The 588-nt window shown below is 65.1% G+C and carries 1 protein-coding gene; it reads left to right on the forward strand.

Features of this window, described 5'->3' with window-relative positions; translation table 11 throughout:
• Positions 1-552: dihydroxyacetone kinase subunit DhaK (locus tag ENZ74_RS33750; RefSeq protein ID WP_206522411.1), on the forward strand; the 552-nt coding region annotated here is incomplete at its 5' end.
• Positions 553-588: the final 36 nt, after the last annotated feature.

Genomic DNA, 588 nt, shown 5'->3' on the forward strand with positions numbered 1-588 from the left:
GCCGCCGGCACGCTGGTGGTGGAAAAGATCGTCGGCGCGGCGGCCGAACATGGCCTGGCTCTGGCGTCGCTGAAGGCGCTTGGCGACCGCGTCAACGCTGCTACCCGCTCGATGGGCGTGGCGCTGACCAGTTGCACCGTGCCGGCGGCGGGCAAGCCGACTTTCGATATCGGCGACGGCGAGATGGAGTTCGGCGTCGGCATCCATGGCGAGCCCGGCCGCCGGCGCGATGCGCTGAAAAGCGCCGATGCGATCGCGCAGGAGATTTGCGCCGCGATCCTCGGCGATCTCGGCGACAAAGCGAAAGGCCCGGCGCTGCTGTTCGTCAACGGCTTCGGCGGCACGCCGCTGATGGAACTCTATCTGATGTACAACAGCGCACGGCTAATCTTCGAGAAGCATGGCGTGACGGTGACCCGTTCGCTGGTCGGCTCCTACGTCACCTCGCTCGATATGGCCGGCTGCTCGATCACGCTGACCATGCTCGACGACGAGACGACCGCATTCTGGGACGCGCCGGTACACACTGCGGCGCTGCGCTGGGGCATGTAAAAGCTGGCTTACATTAGGCTTTTCTGCAACCATTCC

Origin of the sequence: Mesorhizobium sp. M7A.F.Ca.CA.002.15.2.1 (assembly GCF_003998715.1) — a bacterium.
In the GTDB taxonomy this organism is placed as follows: domain Bacteria; phylum Pseudomonadota; class Alphaproteobacteria; order Rhizobiales; family Rhizobiaceae; genus Mesorhizobium; species Mesorhizobium ciceri.